The 14,424-nt window shown below is 42.3% G+C and carries 10 protein-coding genes and 1 riboswitch; all 10 genes read right to left on the bottom strand.

What is annotated here, in order from left to right; translation table 11 throughout:
* Positions 1 to 103: 103 nt before the first annotated feature.
* Positions 104 to 3,130: a Spy0128 family protein gene (locus H7U02_RS01890; protein WP_110981142.1), complete on the bottom strand. Its 3,027-nt coding sequence runs from the start codon at positions 3,128 to 3,130 to the stop codon at positions 104 to 106.
* Between the two features lie 392 nt (positions 3,131 to 3,522).
* The gene (locus H7U02_RS01885) at positions 3,523 to 4,215 is read right to left on the bottom strand and encodes a 5'-methylthioadenosine/adenosylhomocysteine nucleosidase (RefSeq protein WP_002886153.1); all 693 of its coding nucleotides are present in this window, start codon (positions 4,213 to 4,215) and stop codon (positions 3,523 to 3,525) included.
* Positions 4,216 to 4,281: 66 nt separating this feature from the next.
* The gene (gene macP / locus H7U02_RS01880; RefSeq protein WP_070654957.1) at positions 4,282 to 4,542 is read right to left on the bottom strand and encodes a cell wall synthase accessory phosphoprotein MacP; all 261 of its coding nucleotides are present in this window, start codon (positions 4,540 to 4,542) and stop codon (positions 4,282 to 4,284) included.
* A gap of 3 nt (positions 4,543 to 4,545) precedes the next feature.
* The gene (locus H7U02_RS01875; RefSeq protein WP_110981143.1) at positions 4,546 to 5,094 is read right to left on the bottom strand and encodes an NUDIX domain-containing protein; all 549 of its coding nucleotides are present in this window, start codon (positions 5,092 to 5,094) and stop codon (positions 4,546 to 4,548) included.
* A gap of 75 nt (positions 5,095 to 5,169) precedes the next feature.
* Positions 5,170 to 6,552 carry a bifunctional UDP-N-acetylglucosamine diphosphorylase/glucosamine-1-phosphate N-acetyltransferase GlmU gene (gene glmU / locus H7U02_RS01870; RefSeq protein ID WP_084914859.1) on the bottom strand — a complete coding sequence of 461 codons (1,383 nt, stop codon included), beginning with the start codon at positions 6,550 to 6,552 and terminating at the stop codon, positions 5,170 to 5,172.
* A gap of 284 nt (positions 6,553 to 6,836) precedes the next feature.
* Entirely contained in the window at positions 6,837 to 9,497 is a 2,661-nt protein-coding gene (mgtA, locus tag H7U02_RS01865) for a magnesium-translocating P-type ATPase (protein ID WP_002890316.1), read from the bottom strand.
* 224 nt (positions 9,498 to 9,721) lie between these two features.
* A riboswitch (M-box (ykoK) riboswitch) is annotated at positions 9,722 to 9,877 on the bottom strand.
* 463 nt (positions 9,878 to 10,340) lie between these two features.
* Positions 10,341 to 11,345 (bottom strand): type 2 isopentenyl-diphosphate Delta-isomerase, encoded by a 1,005-nt coding sequence (fni, locus tag H7U02_RS01860; protein WP_201042682.1) that lies wholly within the window; start codon positions 11,343 to 11,345, stop codon positions 10,341 to 10,343.
* Positions 11,346 to 11,393: 48 nt separating this feature from the next.
* Positions 11,394 to 12,389 (bottom strand): phosphomevalonate kinase, encoded by a 996-nt coding sequence (locus H7U02_RS01855; protein ID WP_155198084.1) that lies wholly within the window; start codon positions 12,387 to 12,389, stop codon positions 11,394 to 11,396.
* The gene (gene mvaD / locus H7U02_RS01850; protein WP_173018046.1) at positions 12,382 to 13,326 is read right to left on the bottom strand and encodes a diphosphomevalonate decarboxylase; all 945 of its coding nucleotides are present in this window, start codon (positions 13,324 to 13,326) and stop codon (positions 12,382 to 12,384) included. The genes H7U02_RS01855 and mvaD overlap by 8 nt, the downstream gene beginning before the upstream one ends.
* The gene (mvk, locus tag H7U02_RS01845; RefSeq protein WP_155198083.1) at positions 13,308 to 14,186 is read right to left on the bottom strand and encodes a mevalonate kinase; all 879 of its coding nucleotides are present in this window, start codon (positions 14,184 to 14,186) and stop codon (positions 13,308 to 13,310) included. The genes mvaD and mvk overlap by 19 nt, the downstream gene beginning before the upstream one ends.
* Between the last annotated feature and the right edge of the window lie 238 nt (positions 14,187 to 14,424).

Here is a 14,424-nt window from a genome sequence, read left to right as displayed (position 1 = left end):
AAATTTCATCTTGCAGTTGGCTTTATCTTGATTTCTCATTTAATGAGATGGGTGGCCAAATACTAAAAAAGATCGAGAATACTCGATCTTTTAGGTCATCATCTTAAACGTCTTTACGGCGACGATGGCTATATGCTACACCCATGACTGCTGCCACTTCTGCTGCCACACCAAGGGCAAGCAAGGCAGTATCGTTAGCTTGACCAGTCTCTGGAAGTTGAGGTCCTGATTTCTCAGAGGATTGAACTGGCTTAGCTGGTTTTGGAGTCACCGGTGGAGTAGGCGGAGTTGGTGGTGTTGGCGGAACCACTGGTGGTTTAGGTGGGACACTTGGTGGTGTCGGTGGTGTTGGCGGTGTAGGAGGTTTTGGAGGAATGTAACTATTGTTAAATTCTGTATCCAAAGGAAGAAGGACAGCTGCTACAAGCAGATTTTCCTTTTCACCTACAGTCTTAGTAACGGTCACCTGGAACTTAGCCACCATGTTATCATAAACCACGTCAGCTTCATTGCCCTTGACTTCTTCAACAGTGTAGTAGTAAACACCTGGTTTGTCGTAGACAATATTTTCAAAACTAATGTTTCCTTGTGCATTATTGGTCACTGTTTGGATAACATTACCCTTGTCGTCCTTGAGGACGAAACTGAACTCACCATCTTTGAGGTTGCGACCTGTAAGAACCTTGGTCAATTCGAATTTGGCCTTAGCTGGTTGCACGTCTTTCACATAGTTATTGAAAACAGTATCTTTTGGATTAGCGACTGTTGATACCAAAGCATCACCATCTCGTGTCACTGTAATCCAGACAGTCGCTTTCATACCATCATAGATGATATCTTCGTTAGTTCCCTTAACTTCTTCAACAGTATAAGTGTAAGTTCCTGCCTTATCAAAGTGAAGTTCACTAAAGGCAACACGACCATCAGCTGTATTACCAACTGTTTCGACAATATGACCGGCACTATCTTTGAGAACAAATTGGAACTCATTAGCAGTCAAAGTTTGGTTGACACCTGCCTTAGTCAATTCCTTACTGAACTGAATAGCGGCTTTAGCTGGAGTCACAAACTTATTGTTAAAGATAGTGTCTTTAGGATTAACCACGGTTGAAACAAGGGCGTCGCCATCACGTGTTACCGTGATAGAAACAGCAGCTTTCATGCTGTCATAAACAATTGAATCATCCTTACCTGTAAGCTCTTCAACAGTGTAGTTGTAAGTACCTACCTTGTTAAAGGTTAACTCACTAAAGGCAACCTGACCATCAGCTGTATTGCCAACAGTTTCAAGGACTTTTCCAAAACGGTCTTTGAGAACAAATTGGAATTGATCTGCTTTTAGATCTTGTTTAACGCCTGCCTTGGTCAATTCCTTACCAAATGCAATTTTGGCCTTGGCTGGTGTTACCAATTTATTGTTAAAGATAATGTCTTCTGGATAGGCAACCTTGGCAACTAATTTGACTTGATTGTCCACAGTTTCACGAACAACCTGAATGGTGATATTGGCCTCTAGTTTGTCATAGACCACATCTTCGTCATTACCTGGAACCTCTGTCACACGATAATGATAGATACCTGGCTTACTGAGTGAGAGATCTGAAAAGACGATTTTACCCTTGCCATCATTAGTGGTTTCCCCTAAGTCAACAGGATTGGCACTATCAGTCACATCAACTAATTTAAATGTAAATTCTTTATCCTTAAGGTCTCTACCCGTCAAGTCCTTCTCAAGCTCAAGATTGAAATGAGCGAGGTTATCTCCGATGGCATCTCCTCGGCCACCAACCAAGCGAATAGTTGACTTGTAAGAATCGGAAACAACATCAGCATGAAGTTTAATACGGTTGACAGGGTTAGCTGATTCTTCAACAGGTTGTGTCAAACGGGTTTGATACCAAACATAAACCATGCGGTCCAACTGATTGAGTTTAAGCTCAAAATGGCTATCATCATAAGAGAAACTCTTAATCAAATCCATAGCTGAACCCTTGTCAATCCAAGGATCTGCCGAATCAATGTAGCGAAGTTGCAAAGAACCGTCCACAAATCTTTGATTGTCAGACCAAGTATCAACCAGTTTCAAGTTGTTAAGGAGACGTCGTGAGTAATTAAGACGCATCTGCCAATTTAGGATAGTTGGATCATGCTTGTCTTGACTACCCCACTTAGAAATAACCTCTTGACCTGGAGGAGGTGACTGCACTTTACCCACTGAAACATGAATGATACGTCCCTCAAAATCAAGAGTAAGATGTTCCCCTTCATCTACTTCTTCAGAATAAAGGGTATCCAACTCCAAACTCATGAGCTTATTGTTAGGATGTGTTTGGAAATAGTTATTAAAGGTCGTAGTGACACGATTCTTCTCAGGATCAATTTGAGCCAGACCTACAATTTGATTGTCTGGATTATAGACATTGATATCGTAGCTAGTACGGAATCGCAACTGCTCAGGCAAATTAAAAATGACCTGATCCCCTTCATTGATGGTCATATCATCAGGGAAAGGAATATTGTGGTAGACAACCTTGCTAGTAGCGTACTTACTATTTCCGTTCGGAAATTCCATTTCCACATCAGGATTTTGAACAGTGATTTCAGTTCCTGTCTTTGTCACCTTGACATCCGCTGGAATCGGGCGACTTAGGTTGGTAACCTTAAGTCCGAAATTATCTGACGAAGCGGAACTCGTATTGTTTGCTGCAGCGAGGTCGCTAGCGCTAGCTTCTCGTGTTTCATTGACTGTAACTGGCTTCTCACTGAGCCCCTCACTAGTCTTATCTTGTGATGTACTCTTTTGTTCAGAGCTTGCAACCGTTTGCTCTTGAAGCGTAACTTCACTAGAAACAGCAGTCACTGAGATAGCACTGGTACTTTCTGCTTGAACGGTAGGTTCAGCTGTCACTTCCTGGCTTGATGAGCTAGTGTTTGCCCTTTGACCCCCATCATCAGACACATTAGCTTCTTCAAGTACACTCGTAGCTGGCTGCCCTGTAGGTTCTTCAGCCTGCTCTGCTTTAGCGGTACTAACGCCAAAAACTGCAGACGAAAGTAAGACCGACGCAACGCCCACCGTAAACTTACGGATGGAGAAACGCTGCCTCGAATCACCGAATCGGTTATTCATGATTCTATCCTCCCATTTTTACAAATCTTAACATTTTTGTAACCCTTTTCATTCTGAATTATACACTATTTTCAGAACTTTGCAAGATAATTATTTACCCCTTTGGAGGTTTTGTAAAGCTTTCTAAGATATCAATAGATAGTGAAATTTTCAAACCCTTATATTATAAGCTTTCTATCGGAGTCTCTCTTTTAATATTGTTTTTCTTTCTCATTTTATTGACATAATTTTAATTAAATTTCCGTCTGAAAAATGCTAAAATTCAGATTTTTTCTTTAAAAAATGAGAAGGTTTTCTTATCTAAAAGCAGAAAAAAACTGCCATTCTTAAATGAATAGCAGTCGTCTTTAAATTAATTAAGAAAATGAGCATAAGCACTCATTTAATGTATTTTAGGCAAGTTCTTTGAGAAACTCAACCAAGATAGCAGCTGATTGTTTTCCCGCCTGAATAATGAATTCATCAAAGGTAATGTTAGCATCATGAGCAGCTGTATCACTCATGGCACGTACAACGATGAAAGGCTTTTTGACACTGTGTGCGGCTTGAGCAATAGCTGCTCCCTCCATCTCTACAGCCAAGACTTCTGGAAAATGCCCCTTAATAGCATCAATCTTGTCTTGACCCGCAATGAAGCTATCACCCGTAGCGATAAGCCCAATCTTAGAATCAATGGAAGCCTGAGCCAAGACCTTTTCGAAAGTCTCTACGAAGGTAGAGTCACTTTCAAAGTAAAGTGGCTGCATAGACATTTGCCCATAATCATAGCCAAAGGCTGTCAAATCAACATCGTGATAGGCTAATTTTGACGCCACAACCACATCTCCAATTTTAAGTCCAGGTGCTACTGCTCCAGCAGAACCAGTGTTAATGAGGGCATCAACGCCAAAATGGTCTGCCAAGACAGCCACAGACATGGCTGACATAACCTTACCAACACCTGATTGCACCAAAACAACATCATGTTTTCCTAAGCGTCCTGTGTAGTAGGTATTGCCAAGAACAGTTTCTTCAACCTTATTTTCCAATTGCTCCACTAGAAGCACTAACTCCTGCTCCATGGCAGCGATAATTCCGATTTTCATATAGTTCCTTTTCAGCTTGTAATCTTTCCTGAATAAGTAGCTAGGGCTATCTGACTCATAGACTTTTTAGAAATAAAAGACAGCAATGAAGAGAATAATCAAGAGGACCACAACCCAAAAGAGGATGCGATTAAGCTTGTGTTGAAATTGATTGCGTTTAGCATTCTCAATTCGACGGCTCTTGTAGGCAGAAGGCTGGTAATCAGCCTCATAATCCTCATCGTAGAACTCTTGATCATAGTCCTCATAATAAGGATGTTCCTCTAAATCGATTTCCCCACGCTTGGCCTGCTCAATGATATCTTCGGTCAAAAGTGGTTTTCCCATAGCTTATTTTCCTCCGAAATGAAGTGCATAGTATTGGAGTGCGATGATAGTTTTGGCATCCTGGATAGCCCCTGACGCTACAAGTTCCATACACTCTTCATAAGTCAATTCATAGAGTTCAAGGAACTCATCATCATCAAGTGGACGTGGATTTTCCACAGGTTTAAGATTGGTCGCCACATAGAGCTTGATTTTTTCATTACAGAAACCAATGGCTGTGTAAAACTCATGAATCAATTCGAGATCACCCTTATACTGAGTCTCCTCTTCAAGTTCACGCGCTGCTGCAGCCATTTCATCGCCAGCTTCACCGACTTCCAGTTTACCCGCAGGAATCTCGTAGGAAACCGCCTCAATAGCCTTACGGTATTGCTTGACGATAATGATTTTCCCTTCTGGGGTAACCGCTAAAACAGCTACTGCTCCCTTGTGGAAGATGAGTTCACGACCAGCTGTCTTTCCGTCTGGCAAGAGGACTTCGTCTACTGCAACTTCAAAAATATGTCCCTTAAATTTTGACTCACGTTTAAGTGTTTTTTCTTCAAACTCCATGAATTGACTCCTTTTACTTCTGACCTCATTCTAAGCTGGTTTTATAAGAACAACCAAGCTCAGATAGCCTTAAGCCTACTTTTGTTGGCTTGGGTGGTGAGGTTTCTTAATGGCATAGCCTTCTTTATTGACCTGACGGCCACGTCCAATGGCTACGCTGTCAGCTGGAACATCATCTGTGATGGTTGAACCAGCCGCTGTAAGAGCGTTAGCCCCAATTTCAAGCGGTGCAATCAAGGTTGAATTGCTTCCGATAAAGACGTTGTTAGCAATTTGTGTCTTGAACTTGTGTTGGCCATCATAGTTAACGGTAATGGTTCCAGCACCAAAGTTAACGTCAGAACCAACTTCCGCATTACCAATGTAGGTCAAGTGACCAGCTTTGGTATTTTCACCGATAGTAGAACCCTTAACCTCAACAAAGTTACCGATATGAACATCTTTTTTGAGGGTTGAATCTGGACGAACATGGGCAAATGGACCAACGGTAACGCCCTCTTCAACCACTGAGTGCTCAATCATAGAGTTAGTGATAACCGTTTTGGCACCGATAGTTGAATCAACAATATAAGTACCATTAGTAAGCACTGACTCTGCACCAATCTTAGTTTGTCCTTTAAGTGTCACATTAGCTTCAATGACAACATCTGGCTCAATTTCCACATCCACGTCGATATAAGTAGCGTTTGGATTTTGGAAAGTAACACCGTTGACCATGTGAGCCTTGTTGATACGACGACGCATAACATCTTCTGCTGTAGCTAGGGCAACACGGTCATTAACCCCAAGGCTTTCTTCGAAGTCACGAAGAGTAAAGGCACCTACTTTTTCACCATTCTCACGGAAAATAGAAATAACATCAGTCAAATAGTATTCCCCTTGAGCGTTGTTAGTGTTGATGTTTTTAAGTGCTTCAAAAAGACGTTTATTGTCAAAAACGTAAGTCCCTGTATTGATTTCTTTGACTTGTTGTTCAAACTCGTTGGCATCTTTTTGCTCAACAATCTTAGTCACTTCGCCATTTTCGTTACGGATGATGCGACCATAACCAAATGGATTGTCCGCAGTTGCAGTCAAGATAGTGGCAACATTTTTGTGATTAACGTGGAAATCAATAAGGTTTTTAAGGCTTTCACCAGTAATCAAAGGCGTGTCACCAGCAATAACAAGCGTTTGACCTTCAAGTCCAGCCAACTCATCTTCAGCCATCATTACTGCGTGACCAGTCCCCAACTGCTCAGTTTGCATAGTGAAGGCAGATTGACCATCCAAAACCTCACGAACAAGTTCAGCCTTGTGACCAATAACAGTAACGTTCTTAGCTGGATCAATGGCTGAAACTGCACGGAAGACATGCTCAAGCATAGTGATGCCTGAAACCTTGTGCAATACTTTTGGAAGATCTGATTTCATGCGAGTTCCTTTACCCGCAGCAAGGATAATAGCGTAATTACTCATTTTCTTTTTCCTTCTTAAGATTTATTTGTGATGGTTTCCTTCGAGGCGGTCTTAGCCTTGAGCCCCAAATCTCAGGGCCTCAACCTCCCACTGGGATAGCCTACGAAAGAAAGGGGCCTTGAAAACATAGTCTCTCATTTCTTAGAAAATATGTCCTCATAACTGACGTTTTTTAGGGCCTCTGATTATCTATAATCGCCCTATTATACCATAAATGAAAAGGTTTTGGCAGAATGAAAGGTAATGAAAAAAGAGCTGACGCTCTTTTTATAAGAATAGTTATCCTATAACCATTCTTTGTATTTCTTAATATAGATATGCTTCACAAAGGTAACACTAAGCATATACAAAGTAATGATGATAAACAAGAGAATGAAATAGAGACCGTTTAGATGGCTGAGTTTTAAGAGACTAGCCAATGGACTGTATGGAAGAGAAGTCACAAAGAAAGCAGCAAATAAGGTTGTCACAACAACTGATAGTGCTGGGTGACTTTGAATAAATGGTAGTTTTGGTGAACGTAACATGTGGATAACCATGGTTTGAGACCACATAGATTCGATAAACCAACCTGTTTGGAAAATAATGATAAAGGCTGCTGCTTCTGGTGAACCATGAACATAGCCATGCCCCAAAATCATTGGCACAATGATGAAATAGAGCAAGATATATGTCAAAATATCAAATACGGACGAAATAGGTCCTATCCAAGCCATGAAACGCATGATTGATTTAGCTTCCCAGATATGTGGCTCTTTAAGAAATTCCTTGTCCACATTGTCAAATGGAAGGGCGATACAAGAGATATCATAGACAAGATTTAGGACAATCAAATGCACAGGTGCCATTGGTAGGAATGGTAAGAAAATGCTGGCAAAGAGGAGAGAAAAGATATTCCCGAAATTTGAAGAAACGGTCATCTTGATATATTTGGTCATATTAGCATAGACCTTCCGTCCTTCAACCAAACCTTTTTCCAAGACCATTAAATCCTTATCAAGCAAGATAACATCTGCAGTTTCTTTGGCGATATCAACAGCTGTATCCACAGAAATCCCCACATCTGACACCTTCATGGATGGGGCATCGTTGATACCATCACCCATATAGCCTACCTTATGCCCATTTTCCTTAAGGCTTAGGATAATTCGTGCCTTTTGGTCTGGGGATAACTTAGCAAAGACTGTTGTCGTTTCCACAGCCTTAGCCAAATCTTGATCTGACATGGTATCAAGATCACTTCCAAGTAGAATGTGCGTCACATCTAGACCAACTTTTTCACAGACAGCCTGTGTCACCTTATCATTGTCTCCAGTCAAAATTTTTGTGGTCACACCATATTCCGCCAAAGCCTTGATAGCAGGTGCTGCTGATGGTTTTGGTGGGTCAAGGAAGGCAAGATATCCCGTCAAAATCATATCACTTTCATCTTCGACACTAAAGACGTCATTTTCATTAAGCTGTGATTTGTAGCTAACACCGAGAACACGCAAACCTTGTTCATTCAACTGTGCAACTTCCGCAAGGACTTCCTCACGAACATCGTCAGTCAATGGGATAATGTCTCCCTTGTATTCCACATAGTTAGAAACAGAGAGCATTTCTTCAAGGGCACCTTTTGTCACCATGCTAACAAATCCATCAGTGTCTTGAACAATGACACTCATGCGACGACGTTCAAAATCAAAAGGTAGCTCATCAATCTTGTGGAAGGTCTGGTCAAGGTCACGAACGATGTCATGTTTCTTAGCTTCTCTTTCAGTTCGGCTAATAATGGCACGGTCCATAAGATTTTTTAAGCCAGTTTGGAAATAAGAATTAAGATAGGCTCTCCGAAGTACTGATAGGTCAAGGTCACCATGGATATCAAGAGGGTACTCAAGAACGATTTCATCCTGAGTCAGGGTTCCTGTCTTATCCGTACAAAGGATGTCGATAGCCCCTAGGTCTTGAATAGCATTAAGTTTTTTGATGACCACCTTTTCCTTGGCCATAATGATAGAACCCTTGGCAAGACTGGCTGTGATAATCATCGGCAACATTTCTGGGGTCAAACCGACTCCCACACTAAGGGCAAAGACGCCGGCTTCAAGCCAGTCCCCATCTGTTAAACCGTTAATCACAAAAACAACAGGAACCATAACCAACATGAGTCGAATCAAGAGCCAAGAAATGGAATTCATCTCACGTTCAAATGAAGTTGGTTCGTCATAAGTATTGATGGTCTGCTCAATTGCTCCCATCATGGTTTCATCACCAACAACTAAAACCAAGGCTGTTGCACGACCAGAGATAACATTAGTTCCCATGAAAGCAAGGCTCTCACTTTCAAGCAGGCTCTCTAGATTTTGACCATCTGCTTTAGCCAGACAAGCTTTTTCCACAGCATCACTTTCACCTGTCAAGCCAGACTGTTGAACAAAGAAATCACGAGAATCTAGTAAGACCACATCAGCCGGAATCATATCTCCCGCACTTAGTTTGACCACATCACCAACCACAATTTCATCAATTGGGATTTCTTGCTCACTGCCATCTCGAAGTACTGTTGCTGTATTGACAATCATGCGAGACAAATTACTGGCAGCCTTGTCGCTACGAAGTTCTTGAATAAAACGGATACCACCAGATATCAAAACTAGAGTGACAATGATGATAGAAGTCGTTGGGTCTTCTTCACCCGGTTTAGCAAGCCAGACATTGGTGATAAAGGAAACCAGAGCAATGACTAAGAGAATGACAGTAAAGGGATTGATGATAGATTCATAAATCTTTTTGATGATAGAATCCTCTTGTCCTTTGGTTATGACATTTTCCCCATAAAGGTCACGGTTTTCTTCTACTTGGTCTTCCTTCAAGCCATCCAAATGAGTCTTGTAGCGAGTAAGGGTTGTTTCAAGTGGCTCTTGAAGAGCAGCAATAAGTCTTTCTTTATTTGTTGACATTGGAATCTCCTTATTTAATCAGGAGCCAATCACTTATGGAGTCCCTAAGACACTAATCAGCGATTGACTGGTTAGGTGCGGTTCGGGGTGATCGTCGATTAGTCTCATAGGTTTCTCCTTTCATTTTTTTACATAGTGGGTGGACCTCAGACAAAAGAAAAGAGTCCTACCCATATACAGGTAAGACTCTATAAACTCGAGGTTGATTTTTTAATAGATTCTGTCAAAAAATGGACCGTTCAAGCTTTAGCTCCGCAAGGCGATGAAATGAGCTTAGTCTTGACCTTGACGATCAGGACTGTTGACCAACGAGTAGTGTCTCCACTGCTTTGCGGTAGTCATCCGTATCCTTGTGGTAGCCTCACCTACCGTATTTCACTGAAAATAATACTCCTAAGGCGGTAACTTGTCAAGGGGAAAAGTTACTTTTTGCTTGAGTGGGTAATAAAAAAAGAGCTTCCGCTCTTTTTTGTAAGATATTCTTTTGTAAAATGGATTTTTTTAGACTTTCCTTAAGTGAGTGCGGACGTCAGCGAACTTCTTCGAAGCTCCATGACTAATTTTTGAGCCCCTTCACTTTTTAATTTCTAGGCTCAGGCTAAAACAGTTCCCCAAACTGTTTTACTCTCAAAAATTCCGAGTTCTAGAAATACAAGTATTTCTAGAACTTTTCTCACAGCGGAAAGTCTCATTAAGTGCTCGCTTTGCTCGCTAGAAACAAATCAAATCAAGAATGTCATTATTTATCCTTGACCGGTGTTAAAATGATGTCTCCATAATATCATCGCCTAGAGAAATTGTTTTACCATCTTTAAAAATTAAAAAAGAGCACTTGGCTCTTTCCTACTTTCTTTGCTTGATATAAATCCCTTGTAGCTTACCATGTAAGATGTAATCCACAGACTTGAGCTCATCAACAGTTCGACAATCAAGGGCACACATGATAAGACGAAGGTCATCCTTCCAGCCATTAACGATAGACACAACCTTATCCACAGGGTAACGTTCCACCAATTCAAGGACAGTTCGTGAGAGGCCTACACCTTTTGCTCCTAGAACCAGACATTTGACCATATCAAGTGGGTTCCGCACGCCACCAGAGGCTAGGATTTCCACATTATCACGAAGGTCTTGGGCTTGCAAGAGGGTCTGAACGGTGCTTTGTCCCCAGTCATTGAGGTAATCACGGTCACCACCTCTACTATTTTCAATATAGGCGAAGCTAGTCCCACCACGACCTGAGATATCCACAGTTTTGATGCCCTGAGACATGGCGTAACGAATGGTTTCCACATCCATACCAAAGCCGACCTCCTTAAGCACAAGAGGAACCTCTATTTTCTGTGCATAAGCCGCCACATTTTCCTTCCAGGTATGGAAAATACGCTCTCCCTCAGGCATGAGAAGCTCCTGCATAAGATTAACATGGAGCTGTAAAAAGACTGGTTTCATAGCTTCCACCGTCTTAATGCCCAGGTCCACAGACTTATCCACACCGATATTAGTCGCTAGGTCTAAGTCTGGAAACTCTTGGCGATAGTCAAAGGATTCTGGTTCTTCTCCCTTTAGGGCAGCACTGTAGGAACCCGTCACCATGAGAATACCTGTGCGGCTGGCCACCTCAGCTAGTTTTCGATTGACAGCACCACCCTTGGCAGAACCACCTGTCATGGCATTGATATAAAAGGGAAAATCCCAATCTCGTCCAGCAAAATGTGTGGACAAGTCAATCTGATCTAAATCATAAGTCGGTAGAGACTTGTGGATAAGTTCCATATCGTCAAAACTATTGTAGGGCGACTGGTACTTGAGGGCATAACGGATGTGATCGTCTTTACGATTTGTCATAGGTTATTTCTTTACTTTCTTGCGTGATAATGTCTACTTAGCTGATCCCTAAATCTCATACAAGAGCTCTATACCTTCCTGTTGCCAGCGATCAACTAGGCTATCTCGGCTTGCTTGGTCAAAGGCAAAGGCGATACCACAGTCGCCACCTCCTGCTCCAGAGGACTTAGCAATGGCATCTAGGCCTTGCTCAGCTTCTTTGAGTTTTTTCAGCTTGTCCACATAAATATCTGGACTAAGTGATTCCAACTGGTCACTGACAGTTTGAAGGCTGCCCTTAAGCAAGTTCTTATCTCCTGTTACCAGAGCCTTGATGGCATCTTGGACGGCAACTTCTGTTTCACTTAAATACTTGCTTGATATGCGAGATTTAGCCATCTTAACCATGTCTTTTGAAATGGCAGCTTGCTTGGTCCACCCCACCAAAAAGTGAGCTTTGAGAACTGGCACTACAGGACTGATACGATAGCCCCAGTCTTTTTCCAAAAGCTCTGATAGAGTTATTTGGTCTATAAGCTCTGCTATTTTTTCACGGTCAAAGGAACGATAGGAAATCAGATCCTCGTATACGATACAAGCTAAATCTCCCATAGAACCATTATCTCCCTGCTTGAGGAGGGTGTAGCTAGCTAGCTTAAAGAGAATGTCTTTGGATAAGTCTTTCTGAAGGGCTGCTGCCAAGGCCTTGAGGGTCAATACCACAACAGAACCCGAAGAACCAATACCAAATTTAACCCCATCTCGTTCCAACTTTCCAGTGATGGAAAGGTCCAGAGCGGGTAACTTCTCACCACAAAAGGCCTCAAAAGTATTCAAAGACTCTTGAATGAGGGCGTAATTTGCGGCTGGCTCACGACTAACACTATAGTCAAACATGTCTGAGGACAACTGGGTAGTTTGTGCTTCCTTGACCTCTGCTGACATGAAAATAGGAATAAATTGGATTAGGGCTGTCTGCCCAGCTGTTAAGACTGAGTATTCTCCAGCAATGTAGAGTTTCCCACCTGTTTTTACTGTGACCTGATTGACCGACTGCTTAGGCATCTGGCAACTCCTTAGTGCGTGAAACGATGACCTGATAGTCCTTACGGAAGTGGTCTGCTAGGCGGTCTAGGTCTTCTTCCAGACAGAGCACCTTAACATTTGGTCCTGCATCCATAGTAAAGTAACACTGCTCACCAGAGGCACGGAGGGCCTTAACCTTGTCCATAGCCTGATAAGAGGCTTCCGTTAGATATGAAAATGGAGGGTTAGCCGTACTTGTTGTTTGGTGCATACGAAGAGCATTAGCTTCAGTGAGCTCACCGACCGCTTGGAAATCATTAGCCTTGAGATAAGCCAACATATCCTTGTAATCCTGCTCAGACTGTTTAATCCACTCTGGGAAAGAGGTCGATGTTTCGGTACACAATTTCATACCATCACGGCTTGATACGGGTTTCTTTTGATCTGTTAAAACCAGCATAATCATGGCCAATTTGAGGCCTGTTTCAACTTGGTAAACCTCACCGCTATCCTTATCCCAAGCTGCCAATGGTCCAAAGAAGGAACGTGATGACGAACCTGAAGCAAACTTGGCAATTTGAGCTAATTCAGACTGCGTTTTTCCGACTTGGAAGAGCTCGTTAGCTGCTTTAACTAGGGCAGAAAGCCCTGAGGAACTTGAGGATAGACCCGCCGCTGTTGGCATGTTGTTCCAAGTTTCAATCTTGACATGTTGGTTTGGATTAGTACGGAAGAGATCTAAAACCTTGCTGGCCTTGGTTGTTTCTTTTTCCCCTTGGAGCTCATCATCGATATACATGACATCACCAGTCGCATCATCAGGCAGAAAAGATAACTTGGTTTCCGTATACATATTTTCCAAAGTCAGTGAGATACTACTGGTTGAAGGAATCATACGCTCCGCATCCGCCTTACCCCAGTATTTGACAATAGCAATATTTGCGTACGATTTGACGCTTACAGGCTTTCTATCCACGTGTTTACGGCTCCTTTTTCTTGAAGTTTTTTAGCAATCGTTCGGGCTTGGTCTTTAGTACTTGTTAGGGCAATAATGCAACCACCCAATCCTCCACCTGACATCTTGGCTCCCAGTGCACCATGCTCCAGAGCAGTTGCTACTAGAAGATCCGACAAATCACAAGACACCCCTAAAGATTTAAGGTGATTATGGGCTTGAGACATGAGCTGACCAAGAAGCTTTTGATCCTTGGCTTTGAGGGCACGTTCTGCCTTCTGACTTAATTCGCCCAGTTGGTTGAGATCTGACAAGGCATCTAAACCAATAGCCTCAACCTTTTCCACGGCCTCACGGGTATTTCCATGGATACCCGTATCAGCAATGACCAGATAGGCACCTAAATTGACCTCGATTTCCTTGAAACCGATATTACGCGTAAAGCTAATAGCTTTGTCACTCAAGCAGGTCTTTGCATCTAAACCACTAGGTTTACTATGGGCAATGGTCTCCGCCTGATGGACTAGCATTTCCAAGGTCTCCTGGCTAAGCTCCTGATCAAAATAATCAAAGACCGCTCGAATTGCCGCAATGGCTACAGCCGCAGACGAACCCATGCCACGCTTTTCAGGGACACTAGACTTAATAGCATAGCTGATAGGCTGATTCTTGATTTCCAGATAATTAAGCGCTGAAAAAATCGCTGTCGTCAAGGGATCTTGAGCCTTGAGCGTCAAAGGAGTTTCAGCCGCCTGAATCTGACAGACAACCTCAATATCCTTAAGAGGGAGGGCAAGGGCAGGATGACCATAAACGACCGAGTGCTCCCCCATCAAAATAATCTTACTGTGAGCTTTGCCCACTCCTACTTTCTTAGTCATAAATTACACACACTCACAGACGAATTTGCAGGCGAGTGTCTTTCTAGATTTTTCATACAGATTCTAGTGGTGACTCAAGGTCAATCATGGATTCAAAGGAGACAAAGAGTACCAATCTAAAGAATTTTCTTATAGCACTTCTATCTTATCATCAAAGCGCAAAAAAAGCGACATCTAACCTAGAGTGTCGCTTTACATTAGAGATACAATCTTATTTTGATATTTCTATCTTAAACTA

It is taken from the genome of Streptococcus sp. 3.1 (genome assembly GCF_016648915.1).
GTDB lineage: Bacteria > Bacillota > Bacilli > Lactobacillales > Streptococcaceae > Streptococcus > Streptococcus salivarius_E.
This window is presented reverse-complemented; position numbering and strand designations above follow the sequence as displayed.

What these genes read in the sequence shown, in the direction of transcription:
- H7U02_RS01890 (WP_110981142.1), bottom strand. Translation starts at nt 3,130, where the DNA reads ATGAATAACCGATTCGGTGATTCGAGGCAGCGTTTCTCCATCCGTAAG.
- H7U02_RS01885 (WP_002886153.1), bottom strand. Translation starts at nt 4,215, where the DNA reads ATGAAAATCGGAATTATCGCTGCCATGGAGCAGGAGTTAGTGCTTCTA.
- macP (WP_070654957.1), bottom strand. Translation starts at nt 4,542, where the DNA reads ATGGGAAAACCACTTTTGACCGAAGATATCATTGAGCAGGCCAAGCGT.
- H7U02_RS01875 (WP_110981143.1), bottom strand. Translation starts at nt 5,094, where the DNA reads ATGGAGTTTGAAGAAAAAACACTTAAACGTGAGTCAAAATTTAAGGGA.
- glmU (WP_084914859.1), bottom strand. Translation starts at nt 6,552, where the DNA reads ATGAGTAATTACGCTATTATCCTTGCTGCGGGTAAAGGAACTCGCATG.
- mgtA (WP_002890316.1), bottom strand. Translation starts at nt 9,497, where the DNA reads ATGTCAACAAATAAAGAAAGACTTATTGCTGCTCTTCAAGAGCCACTT.
- fni (WP_201042682.1), bottom strand. Translation starts at nt 11,345, where the DNA reads ATGACAAATCGTAAAGACGATCACATCCGTTATGCCCTCAAGTACCAG.
- H7U02_RS01855 (WP_155198084.1), bottom strand. Translation starts at nt 12,389, where the DNA reads ATGCCTAAGCAGTCGGTCAATCAGGTCACAGTAAAAACAGGTGGGAAA.
- mvk (WP_155198083.1), bottom strand. Translation starts at nt 14,186, where the DNA reads ATGACTAAGAAAGTAGGAGTGGGCAAAGCTCACAGTAAGATTATTTTG.